General features: G+C 64.1%; 14 protein-coding genes and 1 pseudogene. 12 read left to right on the top strand and 3 right to left on the bottom strand.

All coding sequences use genetic code 11. From position 1 onward, the window contains the following. Positions 1-3 precede the first annotated feature (3 nt). The 5 genes from F6X39_RS06990 to F6X39_RS06970 are packed head-to-tail and all read left to right on the top strand — an operon-like array spanning position 4 to position 9315. Positions 4-3159, top strand: a complete 3156-nt coding sequence (locus F6X39_RS06990; protein ID WP_187616079.1) for an efflux RND transporter permease subunit — start codon at positions 4-6, stop codon at positions 3157-3159. After that, positions 3156-6473 (top strand): efflux RND transporter permease subunit, encoded by a 3318-nt coding sequence (locus F6X39_RS06985; RefSeq protein WP_187616078.1) that lies wholly within the window; start codon positions 3156-3158, stop codon positions 6471-6473. The genes F6X39_RS06990 and F6X39_RS06985 overlap by 4 nt, the downstream gene beginning before the upstream one ends. Beyond that, positions 6470-8098, top strand: a complete 1629-nt coding sequence (locus F6X39_RS06980; protein ID WP_187616077.1) for an efflux transporter outer membrane subunit — start codon at positions 6470-6472, stop codon at positions 8096-8098. Before F6X39_RS06985 ends, F6X39_RS06980 begins: the two co-directional genes overlap by 4 nt. A gap of 9 nt (positions 8099-8107) precedes the next feature. Next, a complete protein-coding gene (locus F6X39_RS06975; protein WP_187616076.1) occupies positions 8108-8734 on the top strand; it encodes a chromate transporter in 627 nt (208 codons plus the stop codon). A gap of 44 nt (positions 8735-8778) precedes the next feature. Then, positions 8779-9315 (top strand): chromate transporter, encoded by a 537-nt coding sequence (locus F6X39_RS06970; protein ID WP_187616075.1) that lies wholly within the window; start codon positions 8779-8781, stop codon positions 9313-9315. Positions 9316-9335: 20 nt separating this feature from the next. Here F6X39_RS06970 and F6X39_RS06965 read toward each other — a convergent pair whose 3' ends face one another. Continuing rightward, positions 9336-10772, bottom strand: a complete 1437-nt coding sequence (locus tag F6X39_RS06965) for a PQQ-dependent sugar dehydrogenase (protein ID WP_187616074.1) — start codon at positions 10770-10772, stop codon at positions 9336-9338. A gap of 385 nt (positions 10773-11157) precedes the next feature. On the opposite strand from F6X39_RS06965, the gene F6X39_RS06960 reads away from it, so the two are divergent. The 7 genes from F6X39_RS06960 to F6X39_RS06930 all read left to right on the top strand — a co-directional run bounded on the left by F6X39_RS06960 (position 11158) and on the right by F6X39_RS06930 (position 19491). After that, positions 11158-12555 (top strand): PLP-dependent aminotransferase family protein, encoded by a 1398-nt coding sequence (locus tag F6X39_RS06960; RefSeq protein ID WP_187616073.1) that lies wholly within the window; start codon positions 11158-11160, stop codon positions 12553-12555. A gap of 181 nt (positions 12556-12736) precedes the next feature. After that, positions 12737-13768, top strand: coding sequence for a hydroxyectoine utilization dehydratase EutB (gene eutB, locus F6X39_RS06955; protein ID WP_187616072.1), 1032 nt, complete (start codon positions 12737-12739; stop codon positions 13766-13768). After that, complete coding sequence (locus F6X39_RS06950) at positions 13765-14769, top strand: cyclodeaminase (RefSeq protein WP_187616071.1); 1005 nt, start codon at positions 13765-13767, stop codon at positions 14767-14769. Before eutB ends, F6X39_RS06950 begins: the two co-directional genes overlap by 4 nt. Before the next feature lie 53 nt (positions 14770-14822). Continuing rightward, the gene (gene doeB / locus F6X39_RS06945) at positions 14823-15860 is read left to right on the top strand and encodes a N(2)-acetyl-L-2,4-diaminobutanoate deacetylase DoeB (RefSeq protein ID WP_187616070.1); all 1038 of its coding nucleotides are present in this window, start codon (positions 14823-14825) and stop codon (positions 15858-15860) included. Positions 15861-15867: 7 nt separating this feature from the next. Further along, positions 15868-16359 carry an Lrp/AsnC family transcriptional regulator gene (locus tag F6X39_RS06940; RefSeq protein ID WP_187616069.1) on the top strand — a complete coding sequence of 164 codons (492 nt, stop codon included), beginning with the start codon at positions 15868-15870 and terminating at the stop codon, positions 16357-16359. A 166-nt stretch (positions 16360-16525) separates the two neighbouring features. Beyond that, positions 16526-18049 (top strand): NAD-dependent succinate-semialdehyde dehydrogenase, encoded by a 1524-nt coding sequence (locus tag F6X39_RS06935; RefSeq protein WP_187616068.1) that lies wholly within the window; start codon positions 16526-16528, stop codon positions 18047-18049. A 44-nt stretch (positions 18050-18093) separates the two neighbouring features. Further along, positions 18094-19491 carry an aspartate aminotransferase family protein gene (locus tag F6X39_RS06930; protein WP_187616067.1) on the top strand — a complete coding sequence of 466 codons (1398 nt, stop codon included), beginning with the start codon at positions 18094-18096 and terminating at the stop codon, positions 19489-19491. Between the two features lie 37 nt (positions 19492-19528). Here the strand turns inward: F6X39_RS06930 and F6X39_RS36620 are convergent. Next, positions 19529-19769, bottom strand: a pseudogene (locus F6X39_RS36620) (hypothetical protein). After that, positions 19770-20015, bottom strand: coding sequence for a hypothetical protein (locus F6X39_RS06925; RefSeq protein ID WP_187616066.1), 246 nt, complete (start codon positions 20013-20015; stop codon positions 19770-19772). Positions 20016-20186 lie beyond the last annotated feature (171 nt).

Genomic DNA, 20186 nt, shown 5'->3' with positions numbered 1-20186 from the left:
CCGATGAACATTTCCCGCCTGTTCATTCTTCGCCCGGTCGCGACGCTGCTGCTGATGATCGCGCTCGTGCTCGTCGGTCTGATCGCGATGCGCGTGCTGCCGGTGTCGTCGCTGCCGAACGTCGACTATCCGACGATTCAGGTGCAGACCTTTTATCCGGGCGCGAGCCCGACGGTGATGGCGACCACCGTGACCGCGCCGCTCGAGGTGCAGCTCGGCGAGATTCCGGGCCTGCAGCAGATGACCTCGTACAGTTCGGACGGGGCGTCGGTGATCACGCTGCAGTTCGATCTGTCGCTGAACCTCGACATCGCCGAGCAGAACGTGCAGCAGGCGATCAACGCGGCGAACAGCTATCTGCCGTCTGGCTTGCCGGCACCGCCGACCTACGCAAAGGTCAATCCCGCCGACCAGCCCATTCTGACGCTCGCGGTCACCTCGAAGTCGATGTCGCTGACGCAACTGGAGGACGTCGCGAACAACCGCCTCGGCACGAAGATCTCGGAAGTGGCGGGCGTCGGCGTCGTGACGACGAGCGGCGGCAACGTGCCCGCGATCCGCGTCGAAGCCGACCCGCACAAGCTCGCCGCCTACGGTCTGAACATCGACGATCTGCGCACGCTGCTCAGCTATGTCAACGTGAGCCAGCCGAAGGGCAATTTCGACGGCCCCGATCTCGACTACACGATCAACGGCAATGATCAGATCAGCGATCCGAAGGACTACCTCGACACCGTAATCGCCTACCAGAACGGCTCGCCCGTATTCATGCGCGACGTCGCGCGCGTGAGCCAGGCCGCCCAGGACGTCGAGCGCGGCGCCTGGTACAACGGCTCGCCCGCGATCGTGCTGAACGTGCAGCGCCAGCCGGGCGCGAACGTGATCCAGACGGTCAACCAGATCATGAAGGAGCTGCCGCAGCTCGAATCGACGCTGCCGGCCGGCATGAAAGTGACCGTGGTGTCGGACAGCACCGGCGTGATCCGCGCGTCGGTCGCGGACGCCGCGTTCGAACTGATTCTCGCGATCGTGCTGGTGGTCGCGGTGATCTTCGTGTTCCTGCGCAACGTGCCCGCCACGCTGATTCCGAGCATCTCGGTGCCGGTCTCGCTGATCGGCACGCTCGCGGTGATGTACCAGCTCAACTACTCGATCGACAACCTGTCGCTGATGGCGTTGATCATCGCGACCGGCTTCGTGGTCGACGACTCGATCGTGATGATCGAGAACATCGTGCGCTATCTGGAAGAGGGCATGTCGCCGCTCGAAGCCGCTCTCGAAGGCGCGGGGCAGATCGGCTTCACGATCCTGTCGCTGACTATTTCGCTGATCGCGGTGCTGATTCCGCTGTTGTTCATGGGCGGCGTGATCGGGCGGCTGTTCAGCGAGTTCGCGGTGACGCTCGCGGTCACGATCGTGATTTCGGCGGTCGTGTCGCTGACGGTGGTGCCGATGCTGTGCGCGCGGATGCTGCGCGCGCAGGCCGAGCGCCATCCGAGCCGCTTCGAGCGCATCAGCGAGGGTCTGTTCGACAAGACGCTCGCCGCCTACGAGCGCGGCCTGCGCTGGGTGCTCGACCATCAGACGCTGACGCTGATGGTCGCGATCGCCACCGTGGTGCTGACCGGCATCCTGTATGTGGTGATTCCGAAGGGACTGTTTCCGGTGCAGGACGTCGGCGTGATCCAGGGCATCAGCGTCGCCGACAACTCGGTGTCGTACGCGGCGATGGTGCAGCGCCAGAGCGCGCTCGCCGAGGCGATCCTGAAGGACCCGGACGTGGTGTCGCTGACGTCGTACGTGGGCATCGACGGCACCAACGCGACGCTGAACAACGGACGCTTCCTGATCAATCTGCGCGAGCGCGACAAGCGTTCGGACACCGCCCAGGAAATCGCGCGCCGGCTCGCGCAGGAAGTCGCGCACGTGCCCGGCGTGAAGCTGTTCATGCAGCCCGAGCAGGACCTGACGCTCGACACGACCGTGTCGCCGAACCAGTACAGCTTCGTGTTGCGCGGACCGAGCCAGCAGGCGTTCCAGAAGTACGTGCCGGAACTCGTCGCGCGCCTGAAGCAGATTCCGTCGCTGTCGGACGTGCAGAGCGATCTCAATAGCGACGGCCTCAGCGTGAACGTCGAAGTGAACCGGCAACTGGCCGCGCGCTTCGGCATCACGCCCGCGACGATCGACAACGCGTTGTACGACGCGCTCGGCCAGCGCATCGTGTCGACGATCTTCGAGCAGTCGGCCCAGTACCGCGTCATTCTGGTCGCGAAGCCGGAAACGATGCCGACCGTGCAGTCGATCGGCAATCTGTATCTGCCGAGCCAGACCAGCAGCACGGGTCAGGTGCCGCTTTCCGGCATTGCGAAGATCCAGATCGCGAAGGCGCCGCTCGTGATCAGCCATCTCGCGCAGTTTCCGTCGGTGACGGTGTCGTTCAATCTCGCGAAGGGCGCATCGTTGAGCACCGCGGTCAAGGAGATTCACCAGGCCGAGCAGTCGATCGACCTGCCGCCGTCGATCACGTCGTCGCTGCAAGGCGCGACCGCGGCGTTCGAGGATTCGCTCTCCAGCGAGGTCTATCTGCTGATCGCGGCGCTCGTTGCCGTGTATATCGTGCTCGGCGTGCTGTACGAGAGCTTCATCCATCCGGTCACGATCCTGTCGACGCTGCCGTCGGCCGGTATCGGCGCGCTGCTCTCGCTGATGCTCGCGGGTATGGATCTCGACGTGATCGGCATCATCGGCATCGTGCTCTTGATCGGCATCGTCAAGAAGAACGCGATCATGATGGTCGACTTCGCGCTCGATGCCGAACGCAATCATGGCAAGGCGCCGCGCGATGCGATCTTCGAGGCGTCGCTGCTGCGTTTCCGGCCGATCCTGATGACGACGTTCGCCGCGATGCTCGGCGCACTGCCGATGCTGCTCGGCACCGGCACCGGTTCGGAACTGCGCCGGCCGCTCGGTCTCGCGATCATCGGCGGCCTGACGCTGAGCCAGGTGCTGACGCTGTTCACGACGCCGGTGATCTATCTGTTCTTCGACCGTATGGCCACGCGCGTGAACCGCTGGCGCGCCGAGCGCGCCAGGCGCAACGGCGGCGACGAGCCGGGCGGGCGCCCTCCGGAAGGCGGCGCGGAGGGCACGCGGTGAACATCCCGGCGATCTTCATCCGGCGGCCGGTCGCGACGACGCTGCTCGCGATCGCGATCCTGATCTCCGGCACGCTCGCGTATTTCCGCATGCCGGTCGCGCCGCTGCCGAACATCGCGTTTCCGGTGATCGTCGTGCAGGCCAACATGGCCGGCGCGAGCCCGAACATCATGGCGTCGACGGTGGCCGAGCCGCTCGAGCGGCGGCTCGCGACGATCGCCGACGTCGCGGAGCTGACCTCGATCAGCTATGTCGGCTCGTCGTTGATCATCGTCGAGTTCGGCCTGAAGCGCGACATCAACGGCGCCGCGCGCGACGTCGAGGCGGCGATCCAGGCCGCGCGCGCCGATCTGCCCACCACCTTGCGCAGCAATCCGAGCTACCGCCAGTACAACCCGGCCGACGCGCCGATCATGGTGCTGTCGCTGACCTCGGACACGCTGACCAAAGCGCAGCTCTACGACTCCGCCGATTCGGTGATCCAGCAGCAACTGTCGCAGGTGCAGGGCGTCGGTCAGATCACGCTCGGCGGCGGCGCGTTGCCGAGCGTGCGCGTCGAGTTGCAGCCGGGCAAGCTCAATAGCTACGGGATCGGCATGGAAGACGTGCGCGCGGCGATCAGTGCGGCCAATGCCGACAGCGCGAAGGGGCATATCGACGTCGGCGATCAGCGCTACGTGGTCACGTCGAACGATCAGATCACGCACGCGGCGCCGTATCGCGATCTGGTGGTCGCGTATCGCGACGGCGCGCCGGTGCTGTTGCGCGACGTCGCCCAGGTGCGCGACTCGAACGAAAACATCCGCAACGCGGGGCTCTTCAACGGCAAGTCGGCGATTCTCGTGATCGTCTATCCGATGCCGGGCAGCAACGTGGTCAGCACGGTGCAGCAGATACGCAACGTGCTGCCGGCGATCGAAGCGACGTTGCCGAGCAGCGTGCACGTCGATGTCGCGATCGATCGCTCGCAGTCGGTCACCTCGTCGGTCAGCGATACCGAGCGCACGCTGTTCATCGCGATGCTGCTGGTGGTCGGCGTCGTGTTCATCTTTCTGCAGTCGCCGCGCGCGACGCTCATACCGGCGGTCGCGTTGCCGCTGTCGATCGTCGGTACCTTCGGGCCGATGTATCTGCTCGGCTATAGCATCGACAATCTGTCGCTGATGGCGCTGACCATCGGCACCGGCTTCGTCGTCGACGACGCGGTCGTCGTGCTCGAAAACGTCGTGCGGTACATGGAGCAGGGGTTGGGTCCGAAAGAGGCCGCGCTGAAGGGCGCGGGCGAAGTCGGCTTTACGGTGATCTCGATGAGCCTGTCGCTGATCGCGGTGTTTCTGCCGATCATCCTGTTTCCGGGCATCGTCGGACTGATGTTCCATGAGTTCGCGATCACGCTGTCGATCGCGATCCTGATTTCGCTAGTGATCTCGTTGACGGTCACGCCCGCGATGTGCGCGTACGTGCTGAGCCGCGACAACGCAGGTCATTCGAAAGCGCGCTGGGCACAGTGGATCGAGCGGCAGTTCGATCGCTTCAAGGGCGTCTACGCACGCACGCTGACGGCCGTGCTCGATCATTCGCTGCTGGTGATCCTGCTGCTGTTCGCGCTGCTGGTCGGCAACGTGTTCATGCTGAAGCTGGTGCCGGCCACCTTCTTCCCCGAGCAGGACACCGGCATCGTGATCGGGCAGATTATCGCCGACCAGAGCATTTCGTTCACGGCGATGCAGAAGAAGCTCGCGCAGTTGCAGTCGATCGTGCAAAGGGATCCGGCGGTGCAGTCCGTCGCGGGCTTTACCGGCGGGCGCGCGCTCAACACCGCCAACGTGTTCATCGAGCTGAAGCCGCTGTCGCAGCGGCACGCAACGGCCACCCAGGTCGTCAACCGGCTGCGGCCGAAGCTCGACGAAGTGTCGGGCGCGCGGCTCTTTCTGCAGGCGCAGCAGGATTTGCGCATCGGCGGGCGGCAATCGGCGGCCGAGTACCAGTACACGCTGACGAGCGACGATTCCGCCGCGCTGTTTGCGTGGACGCCGAAGCTCGTCGCCGCGTTGTCGAAGGAGCGCGGGCGGCTGCTCGACGTGAACTCCGACTTGCAGCAGAACGGCCTGCAGACCTACCTGACGATCAATCGCGCGACCGCCGCGCGCTACGGTTTTGCGCCGAATCAGATCGACAACGTGCTGTACGACGCGTTCGGCCAGCGCACCGTGTCGACGATCTACAACCCGCTGAACCAGTACTTCGTCGTGATGGAGGTCGCGCCAGAGTACTGGCAGTATCCAGAGACGCTGAACCGGATCTATCTGAGCACGTCCGCCGGCAATCCGACCGGCACGGCCGCGACACAGATGCCGCGCGGCACGGTGTCGGCGACGACGACTACCGCGACCACGACCGGCACGTCGTCGAACACGAACTCGCGCAACTCGGACGCGCAGTCGAACGCGACCAACAACAGCATCGCCAACAGCAAGGGCGGCAGTTCGACCGGTAGCGCGGACAGCACGGCTGCCGAAACGATGGTGCCGCTGTCGGTGCTGACCTCGTATAGGAACAGCCATACGTCGACGCAGGTGAACCACCAGAGCGGGCTCGTCGCCGCGACGATCTCGTTCAACCTGCCGGCCGGCGGGTCGCTGAGCCAGGCGGGCGCGGCGATCAACGAAACGATCCGCGAGATCGGCATGCCCGCGAGCATCCACGGCTCGTTCGCGGGCGCGGCGGCGGCCTATTCGCAGTCGATGGGCGTGGTGCCGCTGCTGATTCTCGCGGCGCTCGGCGTCGTCTACATCGTGCTCGGCGTGCTGTACGAGAGCTCGATCCACCCGCTGACGATTCTGTCGACGCTGCCGTCCGCGGGCATCGGCGCGACGCTCGCGCTGCTGATCTTCGGCACGCCGTTCTCGGTGATCGCGATGATCGGCATCATCCTGCTGATCGGTATCGTCAAGAAGAACGGCATCATGATGGTCGACGTCGCGATCCAGTTGCAGCGCCAGCAACAGATGCCCGCGCGCGACGCAATCCACGCGGCCGCGCTGATCCGTCTGCGGCCGATCATGATGACGACGTTCGCGGCCGTGCTCGGCGCGGTGCCGCTTGCGGTCGGCATGGGCCAGGGCGGCTCGCTGCGCCAGCCGCTCGGTATCACGGTGATGGGCGGGCTGATCCTGAGCCAGATGTTTACGCTCTATACGACGCCGGTGATTTATCTGTATCTCGACCGTCTGCGTGCACGGCTGGTCAGATGGTCCGCGGGGCTGCGCTGGAACCGCGACGCGAAGCCGGGACAAGCGGATACGAAGGCATGACGATGAAGATTGCGACTGAACGAATGACAGGGTCTCGCGCCGGGTTGCCGAGCATCGCGACGCTCGCCGTCGCGCTGCTGGCGCTGTTCAACGCCGGTTGCATGGTCGGCCCGGACTATCACCGGCCGCAGGTCAGCGTGCCCGCCACGTACTCGGAACTGCCGGGCTGGACCCAGGCCGAGCCGAACGCGACCGGCCCGAAGGGCACATGGTGGAGCGCGTTCAACGATCCGTTGATCGACGAACTCGAACCGCTCGTCGCGGTGTCGAACCAGACCGTGCGCGTGGACTACGCGAACTACCAGCAAGCGCTCGCCGAAGTGCGCGCCGCGCACGCGGCCCTGTTTCCGACCATCGGCGCTACCGGTTCGGCGACGCGCGAACGCGCGAGCAGCGGTTCGGTCAGTGCATCCGGAAGCTTCGTCAATGGTACGGCGACGCGCATCGTCAATTCGGGCTCGCTGGAAGGCAACGTGAGCTGGGCGCCGGATCTGTGGGGCCAGGTGCGCCGCACCGTCGAGGAAAACGCCGCGAGTGCGCAGTCGAGCGAAGCGACGCTCGCGAATGCGACGCTCTCCGAGCAGGTCGCGCTCGCGACCGCGATCATCGAGCTGCGCACCAGCGACGCGAACATCGACCTGCTGCAGCAAACGGTCGTCGCGTATCAGCACTATCTCGACGTCGTCACCGAGCAGGATCGCGCGGGCACGATTCCGCCGAGCGACGTGATCACCGCGCGCAGCCAGTTGAATACCGCGAAGTCCGATCTGATCGCGCTCGGCGTCGCGCGCGCGCAGAACGCGCATGCGATCGCGGTGCTGGTCGGCAAGAACCCGGAAGAGCTGTCGATCACGCACAGCACCGCGATGCCGGCGCTGCCGTCGGCGCCGGTCGGCGTGCCGTCGACGCTGCTCGAACGCCGCCCCGACATCGCCGCCGCCGAGCGCAGGATGGCCGCGCAAAATGCGGCGATCGGCGTCGAGGTGGCCGCGTATTACCCGGACATCTCGCTGTCGGCCGTGGCCGGATTCACCCAGTCGCCGCTGTCCGGTCTGCTGAAGGCCGCGAACTACGTGTGGTCGCTCGGCGGCAGCGCGACCGAGACGCTGTTCGACGGCGGCCTGCGCAGCGCGGATGTCGACGCGGCGAAGGCGGCCTACGACGCGGCCGTTGCCAACTATCGCGGCACGGTGCTGGGCGCGTTCCAGAACGTCGAGGACGATCTGTCCGGCCTGCGCATTCTCGCCGAGCAGGCGCTCGTGCTCGAAACGGCGGTGCGCGACGCGGACCGTGGCGCGGAGATCGCGTTCAACGAATACCAGGCGGGCACCGTCGATTACACGACGGTCGCGGTTGCGCAAGCGACGCAATTGACGACGCGGCAGACCGCGCTGAACGTGCAGGAATCGCGCTTGCTGCACGCGGCGTCGTTGTTTGGCGATCTGGGCGGCGGGTGGTCGACCGATGAGCTGCATAATCCGCGGCATCCGGCGGCGGCTTCATCCACGGCACCTTCTTCGGCTTCCTCGCCTTCGGCTGCGTCTGCTTCATCGGCTACGTCATCGGCTACGTCTGCGGCTATCATGCCGGGCGCGCGGCCAGTGCGGCACGATCAAAACGACTAAGGACGAGCATTGGCCAAAGGCATCCACGGGCAAGACGTCAGCGACCCGGTATCGACACCCGAAGACGACGCGCCACACCACGCACCGCCGCCGCGCGAAGTGACCTCGCTCGGCCTCTTTCTGATCTTCGCCCGCATCGGTCTGACGAGTTTCGGCGGCGGACTGAGCGGATGGTTCATGCGCGAGTTCGTGCACGACCGCCATTGGATGAGCGAAGACGAATTTCTCAACGGCCTCGCGTTGTCGCAGGCGCTGCCCGGTGTCAACGTGAAGAATCTGGCGATCTGGATCGGCTACCGGCTGCTCGGCTGGCGCGGCGCTGTTGCGGGATTCTGCGGCATCATCTTTCCGGCGGCCGTCGTGATCATTCTGCTCGGCGCGTTCTTCTCGGCGATCGCATCGTTTCCGCTCACGCATATCGCGCTCGCTGGCGCCGCGGCCGGCGCGATCGGGCTGTCGCTGTCGATGGCGATCACCGCCGCACGCCGGCTGCCGCGCCGCGTGTTTCCGTATCTGGTGCTGCTCGCGACGTTCGCGGCCGCCGCGGTGTTTCGCGTATCGCTGGTGTGGACCGTGCTGATCGCCGGCGGGTTGAGCGTCGGCTATGAATACGTGCGCGAGGCGCGCCAGCCCTGATCGGCTTTTATCGCCGCTAGTCAAACTCCACAAAAGCTTCTGCCGTGCTCAGAACTCTTATCGCCCTGTTTTCGGTGTTCGCGCCGCTGTCGATCGTCACCGTCGGTGGCGGGCAAGGGATCATCCCCGAAGTGCAGCGCCAGGTCGTCGACGTGCATCACTGGATGACCCATGCGCAATTTCTCAGCGACTTCGCGATCGCGCGGCTCGCGCCCGGCCCCGGCTCGCTGCTCGCGACGCTGATTGGCTATCAGGTCGGCGGACTCGGTGGCGCGCTCGTCGCGACCGTCGCGCTATTTGGGCCGACTGCGTTTCTGATGTATGGCGTCGTGCACGTATGGAACCGGCACGAAGGCGCGCGCTGGCTGAATGCGTTGCAGGCCGGGTTGCGGCCGGTGGCTGCCGGGTTGATTCTCGCGGCCGTCTATGTGCTGCTCAAGGAGCTCGAAGGCGGGTGGATTGCGTGGCTCACCGCGGCCATCGCGACCGTGCTCGTGATGACGACGCGTATCAATGCGTTGGTGCTGATCGCGGGCGGCGCGGTTGTGTTCGTGGTGGCGCATTTTGCGGGGTTGCTGTAGCGCGCCACCGATACTTCTTCCTAGTTGTGTGTAATTCGCCTGATCGTACTGGTCACGAGATCCACGTAGAACAGGTCGCCATTCTGGCCCGCCTTCAGATCCACCGGTCCTCCCTGCAGACCCCTTGCGAAAGTCTGGGGCACGTTGTTCGGAGGTTGCATGGTCCAGATGCATTGCCGCAGAAGATCACCAAAGTACAGTGCGTTTTTGAATTGAGCAGGGTAGGTTGGGCTCGTATCGTCGGTAAACCCGATCGCAGAGATGACACTGCCGTTCTGGTCCGGCCCTCTGCCGTTCCGGTCCGGCCCTCCGCCGTTCGGCTTGCCGCCGCAGGTTCTTCCACGACTGTCATCGGCTGAAATGTAGCTCGTGTGAGCGTACGCATAAAACGGCGCCGTGGCACCCGCGAACTTTCCGCAGTAGCCCGTGTTTTGATAGTCGGGCTCGGGAGCCGCAGCGAAGTTGGCGCCAGGGCTCCATCCTTCGTAGCACGGCCAGCCGAAGTCCTGGCCGTCGACAGTGACATGATCGATTGCCTCCCAACTGTTCCAGCCCACATTGCCGATATACAGCTCGTCCGTACTACCAGGCAGGCGGGCGAACCGGAACGGATTGCGTAAGCCTTGCGCAACCAGGGCAACGCTTTGAGTTGTCGAACCCGGGTTCGTGATCCGGAGAACAGCGCCGTCGCTATAGGGAGACACGCCTTGACTGCGAAACGCGCCCTGCGGCAGATTCGTGCCATCGCCGCACGCAGTATCCAACTGTCCGTAGTCCACCTGATCGAAGCTCGCGCCGTCGCCAGCGCTAACGTACAGCGTTCTGTTGTCAACTCCGAAGACTAGTCCGCCAATACTGTGAGACGTGTAGAAAAAACACCACGTTTGATTGCCTGACCCTGCGGGAGGGAGGATCTTCGTTTCGGTCGTGCCCGCTCCCGCCGTTGTCAGCAGCGAAAGCTGGCCGTGAGTCAGAACGTTTCCGCTACAGGCCCCTGTAGCTGGAGGCGTCGTGTAAAGCACGTAAATTTTGCCGTCGTTCCGAGGATCGACCGCAATCCCGAGAAGTCCCCGGTCGACATCGTTGCAGACTTCATTGCTGAGGTCGGCGATCAACGTACAGGTAGGCGTCGCCAGGTCGCAATTCCAAACCCTGCCGCCTTTTTCGGCGATGAAGACTCTGGTCTGGCTTGCGTTGAAACTGATTGCCGTCGGCTGATTGAGACAACCGCTGTATAAAATCCGCTCCGTAAATCCCTTTGGAAGCACCGGCTGCGGCCGGGTCGTGGAGACGGGCTGACATGTGACCGATTGCCCAATGGCGACGGAGGTCGGTACACCAGGGTTCCTGGGAGGATCGGCGTGCGCCGGATCGGCGAAACATGCCAACCCCAGCAGCGCTGCCAGTATGACGATCACGCGGGTCTGAGTTGCCCGCCAGAAAACACGGGGCGACACCTTATCCTCCTGTTCGCGAGTTGAATACAAAAACACCAGCTGACCGCTCTATGTGCATCGCGATTCGCGAATTGTGAATGGTTGAATGATAGGACTCACACCCGCGAATGGTCGCCAATTCTCTGCCGCCGCACGCCACCTCGCGCAAGCCGCATAACGTCCACTCACGCGTTTTCCATGTTGAACTGGCGACGCTGGAATAGGTGGCCTCGTTCAACCGTCATCCTTGGATGGCGCCGCTTGGCGAGATCCTGCCCCACATTTTTTCGCGTTAAATGCCCTAGGACATTAATTTCCTCCCCCGTTTCTGCCGCACTATGGGAGATCAGGCGAGACGACGCCGACTCCTCACGGCGCCAGCATCCACCACAACATAGGAGCAGCGGTGATCGAGCAGTGGCGCGAGGCCGTGCGCGCGGTGCACGGCGTGGAATCGAAATACAAGCGGCTGGTCAAGGCGATTGCCGGCGACATCGAGAACACGTCGCTGCCGCCGGGCGCGCGCCTGCCGCCGCAGCGCGACGTCGCCGCCGAACTCGCGATCAGCGTGCAAACCGTGACCAACGCGTACAAGGAACTGGAGCGGCAAGGCCTGATCCGCTGCGAGGTCGGGCGCGGCAGCTTCGTCACGGCTCGCGTCACCGAAACGATGTCGAGCTACATGCTCGATACGGCCGAGCGTTCGGTGGTCGACTTTTCGATCGCGCGCATCATTCACACGTCCGAGCATGACGCGATGTGGCGCAAGGTCTGCGCGACGCTGTCGACGCTCGACGATCAGCCGTGGATTCGCGCGTTCCGGCCGATCGCGGGCTTCGAGCATCATCGCCAGGCGGGTATTGCATGGCTCGCGTCGCTCGGCATGCCGGCTTCGGCCGATACGCTGCTCGTCACGAACGGCGCCGCCCACGGCATTTTTCTCGCGCTCGCTTCGCTGGTGGGGCCGGGCGACACCGTGCTGTGCGAAAGCCTGACGGATCACGGCGTGATAGGTTCGGCCAACGTGCTCGGCTTCACGCTGAAGGGCCTCGAGATCGACGAGTACGGCATTCACCCCGAGCATTTCGAGGAGATGTGCGACAGCGAGCGCATCTCGGCGCTCGTCTGCACACCGACGCTGAACAATCCGACCGTCGCGTTGATGCCCGATTCACGGCGTCGCGCGATTGCGAAAATCGCCGAACGCTATGGCGTATACGTGATCGAGGACGACGTGTACGGGCCGTTGCCGGCCAAACATTCCACGCCCATTTCGAGCCTGATTCCGGATCTTTCGTTCTACTGCACGAGTTTTACGAAGTCGGTGATGGCCGGCTTGCGCATCGGTTATATGACGACGCCGCGCCGGCTCGCGCTGCGCGCCGAGAGCGTGCTGCGCGTGAGCAGTTGGATGGCGACGCCGCCGATGGCCGAGATCGCCACGCGCTGGATCGTCGACGGCACGGCCGCGCGGCTCGTCGAAATTCAGCGCGAGCGGCTCGGGCGGCGTCAGTCGCAATTGCAGCAGACGCTCGGTAAATATGTCCTGGGCGCGCATCCGCAGGCGCTATCGGCGTGGCTGCGGGTGCCCGATCACTGGCGCACCGATCGGCTGGTGCGCGAACTGCGCAACCGCGACATCGCAGTCACGTCGCCCGATCCGTTTCTCGTGCGCGACGCCGACCGGCCTAACGCGGTGCGGGTTTGCGTCGGCGCCGAGGTCAGCGAAGACGCCTATAAAGCCGCGCTCGAAACGATGCGCGACGTGTTCGAGCAGTACCCGCAGGTGCACGATTTCACCTGATCGCGCCGGTGCGCGAATTGCGTAACGCTGACCGAAATGAACTAGGACAATAGAAATCCTTTTTTAGAACACTAGACTGGGCTGCATGGAAAGCGATGCGGTCGCGAGTCACTGCGGTTATCTGCGATAGCCGTGCCCGCATCGAATAGCGAATCGACCTCTTTGATGCAGGGCCTCATGCATGTCCGTTCCATCGTCAGCCAATCTTTCGTTAGCCGACATTTACCGCGCGCGCAGCCGTATCGACGCTCGCGTATGCCGTACGCCGCTCGTCGAATCGGCGAGCCTGTCGGCGCACGCGGGCACGCCGGTTTATCTGAAGCTCGAAACCGTGCAGCCGACCGGCAGCTTCAAGCTGCGCGGCGCGACCAATGCGCTGGCGCAGTTGGCCGAGCAGGGCTGCACTCGCGTGGTGACCGCATCGACCGGTAATCATGGCCGCGCGCTCGCGCATGCGGCGCGCGCGCTCGGTATGGACGCGACCGTGTGTCTGTCGCGCCTCGTGCCCGCCAACAAGGTCGACGCGGTACGGGCGCTCGGCGCGCACGTGCGGATTACCGGCCAAAGTCAGGACGAGGCCGAGCACGAAGCATTGCGGCTCGCGCGCGAAGAAGGCTATGCATACGTGCCGCCATTCGACGATCCGCGCGTGATCGCCGGACAGGGGACGATCGGGCTCGAAATCGTCGAGGCCTTGCCCGATGTCGCGAACATCGTGGTGCCGTTGTCGGGCGGCGGGCTGTTTGCCGGCATCGCGCTCGCGGCGAAAAGCACCAATCCCACGATTGGCCTGACCGGCGTCACGATGGCGCGCGGCGCCGCGATGCATGCGAGTCTCGCGGTCGGACGGCCGGTGCTGGTCGAGGAAGTCGACACGCTCGCCGATTCGCTCGGCGGCGGCATCGGACTCGAAAACCGCTATACGTATGCGCTGACGCGCGATCTGATCGACGAGACCGTGCTGCTCGACGAGGCGTCGATCGCGCGCGGCATCGCGCATGCGTATCGGCAGGAACGGCTCGTCGTCGAAGGCGCGGCGGCGGTGGGGATTGCCGCGGTGCTCGATCACGCGCTGCCCGCTGAACGCATCGCGCGCGGGCCGCTCGTGCTCGTCGTGACGGGCGCGAACATCGATATGGATCTGCATCGGCGGATCATCGGCAACGAAACCTCGCAAGCCGCGCCGTCACCGAACTCACACACCCCATCATGACCTCGATCACGCTCCTTGGCGAAGCCGAGCTCCGCAAACTCGTGCCGCTCGATCTCGCGGCCATCGATCAGATCGAAGCCGCCTTTGTCGCGCTCGCGACCGAGGCGGTCGCGATGCCGCCGATCCTGCGGCTCGATCTGCCCGCGCATAACGGCGAAGTCGACGTGAAGACCGCGTGGCTGCCGCGCCTCGACAGCTTCGCGATCAAGGTCAGTCCAGGCTTCTTCGACAACCCGTCGCTCGGTCTGCCGAGCCTGAATGGTCTGATGCTCGTGTTGTCGGCGAAGACCGGGCTGACCGAAGCGGTGCTGCTCGACAACGGCTATCTGACCGCGATACGCACGGCGGCCGCCGGCGCGGTCGCGGCGCGCTGGCTCGCGAAAGCGCACACGCCGCAGGTCGCGGTGATCGGCGCGGGCGAGCAGGCGCGTCTGCAACTGCGGGCCTTGATGCTGGTGCGCCGCGTCGAACACGTGCGCGTCTGGGCGCGCGACGCGGCGAGCGCGCTGCGTTTCTCCGCGGAAGTGAACGACACGCCCGGCGTGCGATGCGATGTCGCGGCCAGCGTTCATGATGCGCTCGCCGAAGCGGACGTCGCGATTACCACCACGCCGAGCCGCACGCCGCTGATCGAAGCGGCCGATCTGCATCCGGGCCTGCACATCACTGCGATGGGTTCCGACGCCGAGCACAAGAACGAAATCGCGCCGGCCGCGCTGGCGGCGGCGCGCTACGTATGCGACCGCGCGCAGCAAACGCGCGTGCTCGGCGAACTGCATCACGCGCTCGCCGCGGGCACGATGCGTGACGATGCGGCGATCGTCGAATTGGGCCAGGTGATCGCGAAACAGGCCGCGGGCCGCACGAGCGACGCCGACGTGACGATCTGCGATCTGACCGGAACCGGCGCGCAGGACACCGCTATCGCCGCGCTCGCATTGCAGCGCGCGCGTGCCGCGAAGGCGGGAACGACATTTGGCAATGACGCGCCGCCTAAATGACACGCGATGAACGGCAATACGCCGCGCCAGCGGCTCAAGAAGGAGTAGCACAGATGCGGGCATCCCCGATTCAACCGACGGTCGATTTCAACGCCGACGGCGAACAGCATGGTTTCCTGAAGCTGCCTCATTCGCACGACGTCTCCGCATGGGGCGCGGAGATGATCCCCATGACCGTGATCCGCAACGGCGAGGGACCGACCGCGCTGCTAACGGGCGGCAATCACGGTGACGAATACGAAGGGCCGATTGCGCTGTCGAAGCTCGCCGCCACGTTGAAGGCGAGTGACGTACGCGGGCGCGTGATCATCGTGCCGTTCATGAATTTTCCGGCGTTTCGCGCGGGCACGCGCACGTCGCCGATCGATCGCGGCAATCTGAATCGCAGCTTTCCGGGCAAGCCGGACGGCACCGTGACCGAGAAGATCGCCGATTATTTTCAGCGCTATCTGCTGCCGCTCGCCGACTATGTGCTCGATCTGCACGCGGGTGGCCGCACGCTCGACTTCGTGCCGTTCGCCGCGATTCACGTGCTGCCCGACGCGACGCAGCAGGCGCGCTGCGAGGCAGCGATGCGTGCATTCGGCGCGCCGTACTCGATGCGGATGCTCGAACTCGATAGCGTCGGCCTTTACGACACGGCCGTCGAAGAAGCGGGCAAGGTGTTCGTGTCGACCGAACTCGGGGGTGGCGGCACGGCGACCGTGCAGAGCGTGGCGATTACGGAGCGTGGTGTGCGCGGCTTTCTGCAGCATGCGGGAATCATCAGGCAAGGCGAAGCAAGGGGTCACTCGAGCGCGAGCGCGCCGCGCACGACGACGCTGCTCGATATGCCCGACGGCACCTGCTACACGACGAGCGAGCACGATGGCCTGCTCGAACTGTGCAAGGACCTCGGCGACATGGTCGACGGCGGCGAGGTGATCGCGCGGATCTACGACGCGAAGCGCACCGGCGCCGCGCCGATCGAATATCGCGCGCGACGCGGCGGCATGCTGGCCGCGCGGCATTTTCCGGGGCTCGTGCAGAGCGGCGACACGGTTGCGGTGGTCGCCGACGTGCTCGAACGAGGCATACCGGTAACGGTCTGAACACGCGATGAAATTCGACCGCTACGATCTCGCGATTTTGCGCATTCTCGCGAGCGATGGACGCATCACGAAGTCGAGCCTCGCCGAAGAAATCAATCTGTCGATTTCGCCGGCATGGGAGCGCGTGAAGCGCCTCGAAGAAGAGGGCGTGATTCGCGGGTATCGCGCGGATATCGATTGGGTGCGCGCGTTCAAAGGCAGCCGCGTGGTGGTCGAGGTCACGCTCGCGCGTCATACCGCGCCGGACATGCGGCGCTTCGAGGAGCGCATCGCGGCCGCGTCCGAAGTCGTGCAATGCCTCGCGACGGGTGGCGGTGTCGACTATGTGATGCAGGTGCTGTCGCGCGATATCGACCACTATCAGCGCTTCATCGATACGTTGCTGACCGACGAATTGGGCATCGAAAAGTACTTCACCTATATCGTCACGAAGGTGGTGAAAAGCGGGGCCGAAGGCTTGCCCGAATGGGCGGAGCAGTCGATTGGCGAGAACGGCTGAGTGGCGCGCTACATGCGGTCGAAGTACGACGAAAAGCCCCACCCGAAAAAACGATAACCATGTGGCGAATTGCAGAAAAAACGTAGCCTTCGAGAAGCGACAACAAAAAAAACCGCAGTGCCGCCGGACCTACAGTGATAGCAGACATCGCACACAGGAGGTCGTCATGTTGCTGGGTCATCCGGTCTTATTCAAATCGCTGTGCTACGTGGATGGACGCTGGGTTCATAGCGCGAGCGCCGCGAGCGTCGCGGTGCAGAATCCCGCGAATCAGGAAGTGCTCGGCCATGTGCCGATGCTCGACGCGGCGCAGATCACCGCCGCGGTCGATGCCGCGCAGCGCGCGTTCGACACGTGGCGCTGGGTGCCGGTCGCCAAACGTTCGGCGCTGCTGTTGCGCTGGCATGAACTGATTCTGCGTCATCAGCAGGATCTCGCCGCGATTCTGTCGCTCGAACAGGGCAAGCCGCTTGCTGAAGCGCGCGGCGAAATTGCGTATGGCGCGAGCTTCGTCGAATGGTTCGCGCATGAGGTGCGGCGCCTGAATGGGCGCACGATTCCGACGCATATCGATGGCGCTCATCTGGGCACGATCATCGAGCCGGTCGGCGTGGCCGCGCTGATCACGCCGTGGAATTTCCCGTGCGCGATGCTCACCCGCAAGGCCGCCGCCGCGCTCGCCGCCGGTTGCACAGTGGTCGCGAAGCCCGCACACGAGACGCCGTTCTCCGCGCTCGCGCTCGCGCAACTCGCCGAAGAAGCGGGCTTTCCGGCCGGCGTGTTCAACGTCGTGCTCGGCGAGCCGCAAATGGCGATGGAAATGCTGGTTTCAGATAGCCGCGTGCGCTCGGTCAGCTTCACCGGCTCGACGCGTGTCGGCGCGCTAGTGATGCAAACGGCCGCACGGGCAGGCATCAAGAAGACCGCGCTCGAACTGGGCGGCAACGCGCCTTTCATCGTGACCGAAGATGCGAACCTCGAACAGGCCGTGCGCGTCGCGGTCGCGGCGAAGTTCCAGACCTCGGGCCAGGACTGCTGCGCGGCAAACCGGATCTTCGTCGCGCGTTCGTTGTATGAAGCGTTCGTCGCGCGATATAGCGATGCCGTGAAGGCGTTGAAAGTGGGCGGCGCATTCGACCCGAACGTGGACGTCGGCCCGCTGATGCACCAGGCCGCGTTCGACACGACCGTGCAGCGCGTCGCCGACGCGCGTGAGAAGGGTGCGCGCGTCACGGTAGGCGGCGCGGCGCACGAGCGCGGCGGCTGGTTCTTCGAGCCGACCGTGGTCGCCGATGCGGCGCCCGGCATGCGCATTTACGACGAAGAAAATTTCGCGCCGATCTCGGCGGTCACGCCGTTCGATTCGCTCGACGAAGTGGTCGAACGCGCGAACGACACCGAGTATGGACTCGCCGCCTACGTGTGCGCGAAAGATCTGAACACCGTGTTTCAACTGATCCGCCGACTCGACTTCGCGATGGTGTCCATCAACGGCGCGAAATTCACCGGCGCACCGATTCCGTTCGGCGGCATCAAGTCGTCGGGGCTTGGACGCGAAGGCGGCGTCGAAGGCTTCGAGCCGTTCGTCGAGACACGTTATTTCTGCCTTGGCCAGCTTGGCTTGCCGGTCAGCGACAGCGCCCCCGCTCGTGCCGCTGCACATGCGATGGCGACGGACGCAACGGCCTGAACCTACCGATTCATTCATCCAGACATCACACGAAGGAGCGACCCATGACTCAATTCGATCAACTGCTTAGCGCCGATCGCGCGCACTTCATGCATCCGTCGACGCACGCGCACGATCACGCGAGCGGCGCGCTGCCGGGCCGGATCGTGACCGGCGCGAAAGGCATCCGTATCGAAGACCATCAAGGCGAGACTTTTATCGATGCATTTGCCGGCCTTTATTGCGTGAACATCGGCTACGGCCGCACCGAAGTGGCCGAAGCGATTTACGAGCAGGCGAAGAAGCTCGCGTATTACCACACGTATGTCGGCCACTCGACCGATACGATCATCGAACTGTCGTCGCGCATCATCGACTGGTCGCCGCAGGGCATGAAGAAGGTGTACTACGGCATGTCCGGTTCGGACGCGAACGAAACGCAGATCAAGCTCGTCTGGTACTACAACAATGTGAAGGGCCGCCCGAACAAGAAGAAGATCATTTCGCGCGAGCGCGGCTATCACGGCTCGGGCATCGTCACCGGCAGTCTCACGGGATTGCCGAGCTTCCACCAGTTCTTCGATCTGCCGATCGAGCGCGTCAAGCATACCGTGTGTCCGCACTGGTATCGTCGCGCGCCGGCCGGTATGAACGAAACGCAGTTCGTCGCGTACTGCGTCGACGAACTCGAAAAACTGATCGCGCGCGAAGGCGCCGATACGATCGCGGCCTTTATCGGCGAACCGGTGATGGGCACGGGCGGCATCGTACCGCCGCCGGCCGGTTACTGGCCCGCGATCCAGCAGGTGCTGAAGAAGCACGACATCCTGTTGATCTGCGACGAAGTGGTGTGCGGTTTCGGCCGGCTCGGCTCGAAGATGGGTGCGCAGCACTACGGCATTCAACCCGATCTGATCACTGTCGCGAAGGGTTTGACGAGTGCTTACGCGCCGCTGTCCGGCGTGATCGTCAGCGAAGGCGTATGGGACGTGATCGATAAGGCATCGCAGGAATCGGGTGCGTTGGGGCATGGCTGGACCTATTCGGGCCATCCGATCTGCGCGGCGGCGGCGCTCGCCAACCTCGATATTCTCGAACGCGAGAACCTGATGCAGAATGCGGCGCAAACCGGCGCTTATCTGCTGGAGCAATTGCATGCGGCGTTCGACTCGCATCCGCTCGTCGGCGAAGTGCGCGGCGTGGGCATGCTGGCCGCGCTGGAGTTCATGGCCGACAAGGATGTCCGCACGCCGTTCGATGCGGCGCTGAAGGTCGGGCCGCGTGTGTCCGCTGCCGCGATGCAGCGCGGACTGATCGCGCGGGCGATGCCGCACGGCGACATTCTCGGCTTTGCGCCGCCGCTGGTGACGTCGCGCGGCGACGTGGACGAGATCGTGAAGCTGACGCGCGAGGCGGTGGATGAGGTGGCGTCGCAGGTGTTTGCGCCGGCTGCTTCGCTTTGATCAAGTGAGGTGAAAGAGAACCCCGGCTGCTGTCTTGTCATGCGGTCGGGGTTTTTATTTGCTTCGTGCGGTAGTACCGCCATAGCTTGATGATCGTCACGTAGGCAAGCGCTGCCACGATCAATTCAATAGTCATCCACACTACGAAATATAGAATCCGAAGCACGCCACCATGCGAGCGCCTCGCTTTCCGTCCACGGATAGGGGTATGGGTGGACATAATAGATCGACAGAACGAAAAGGCCGAAAAATAGCGCGACCTGAGATCGCAAGAACAGCTACTTTGGCGCTGAAAGATTCAGTCGCGCGGCCAGATCCGGATGCGCTTCGCCTAGACATCGAAGTGCCATCGCTCCAAGCTTGCGGGCCGATTCGTCATCCAATGGAGTTTCCGGTGCTTCAGGAATATCGAGGAACATCGCCCGATCCAGGGTTGATTGAATAGCACGACGCGACACGTTGCTCATTTTGAGCGTATTCGTGTCGTCGTCGTAGATAAAGACGACAGCAAGGTCTCGGACCATCAATAGCCTCTGCACTGGTTGTATGTTTCAAAAGCACGTTGCTCGCACGCAAAGCGAGTTCTCAAATCGCCGCCGTATGTTTTTGACAGCATCTTGCACGCGATCATATTGCGCTCATATTCCATCTCGCACTCGATCTCTTGCCGTTCGCCACACCGCGTGCACCAAGGA

It is taken from the genome of Paraburkholderia sp. UCT2, from assembly GCF_014397665.1.
GTDB lineage: Bacteria > Pseudomonadota > Gammaproteobacteria > Burkholderiales > Burkholderiaceae > Paraburkholderia > Paraburkholderia tuberum.
Note: the sequence above shows the minus strand (reverse complement) of the source record. Positions and strands in the feature narration are given on the sequence as shown.

Bases quoted from the DNA above. Each gene is read 5' to 3' on its own strand.
- F6X39_RS06940 (WP_187616069.1), top strand. From the start codon at position 15,868: ATGAAATTCGACCGCTACGATCTCGCGATTTTGCGCATTCTCGCGAGC.
- F6X39_RS06930 (WP_187616067.1), top strand. From the start codon at position 18,094: ATGACTCAATTCGATCAACTGCTTAGCGCCGATCGCGCGCACTTCATG.
- F6X39_RS06925 (WP_187616066.1), bottom strand. From the start codon at position 20,015: ATGGTCCGAGACCTTGCTGTCGTCTTTATCTACGACGACGACACGAAT.
- F6X39_RS06950 (WP_187616071.1), top strand. From the start codon at position 13,765: ATGACCTCGATCACGCTCCTTGGCGAAGCCGAGCTCCGCAAACTCGTG.
- F6X39_RS06980 (WP_187616077.1), top strand. From the start codon at position 6,470: ATGACGATGAAGATTGCGACTGAACGAATGACAGGGTCTCGCGCCGGG.
- F6X39_RS06990 (WP_187616079.1), top strand. From the start codon at position 4: ATGAACATTTCCCGCCTGTTCATTCTTCGCCCGGTCGCGACGCTGCTG.
- doeB (WP_187616070.1), top strand. From the start codon at position 14,823: ATGCGGGCATCCCCGATTCAACCGACGGTCGATTTCAACGCCGACGGC.
- eutB (WP_187616072.1), top strand. From the start codon at position 12,737: ATGTCCGTTCCATCGTCAGCCAATCTTTCGTTAGCCGACATTTACCGC.
- F6X39_RS06935 (WP_187616068.1), top strand. From the start codon at position 16,526: ATGTTGCTGGGTCATCCGGTCTTATTCAAATCGCTGTGCTACGTGGAT.